Below are 610 nucleotides of genomic sequence, written 5' to 3'. Positions count from 1 at the left end.
CCCTTCAAGACCCCAGGCCAGAAAGCAGTTCCCGCAGCGTTTTCGCTGTAATACCAACCCTCATTGATCAGAACCTATGAGCCCATTGCCGCTGACCGATGGACATGATCTTCCAAGGTCGGTCCTGCGGTGTTCGCCAAGCGTGGCAGCAGTGGTCGACGATATCCTCGTAGGATTTGAAGACGCGGTTCGAGAGCCAGTTTTCACGCATGAACTGCCAGATGTTTTCGACGGGATTGAGTTCGGGTGATTTCGGCGGCAGGGGTAGGATGGTGATGTTTTCGGGGACGGCCAAGTTGTTGGACATGTGCCATCCTGCCTGGTCCATGATCAGAATGGCGTGCCCTTCGTCGGCGACGTTTCGAGAGATTTCGATCAGATGTTGGTTCATGGCATGGGTATCGCACCAAGGCATGACGAGAGCGGCGGCCTTGCCGTGTTTAGGTCAGATCGCGCCGAAGATATAGGCCGAGTGGGTTCGCTGGTCGTGCGGTGCGGATGGCCTTGATCCACGCTTGGCCCAGCGGCGGGTGATCTTGTTCTTTTGCCCAATACGCGCTTCGTCCTGAAACCAGATCTCGATCACCTTGCCCTTGGCGGGACCGACGGC

Annotated in this window: 1 pseudogene; it reads right to left on the bottom strand. The window is 57.0% G+C overall.

Going from position 1 to position 610, the window contains the following annotated elements:
• Window positions 1-67 precede the first annotated feature (67 nt).
• Window positions 68-610 (bottom strand): annotated as a pseudogene (locus AB1462_RS31525) (IS630 family transposase); the annotation flags it as partial.

Source organism: Pseudomonas sp. SB113 (assembly GCF_040754745.1).
In the GTDB taxonomy this organism is placed as follows: domain Bacteria; phylum Pseudomonadota; class Gammaproteobacteria; order Pseudomonadales; family Pseudomonadaceae; genus Aquipseudomonas; species Aquipseudomonas grimontii.
This window is presented reverse-complemented; position numbering and strand designations above follow the sequence as displayed.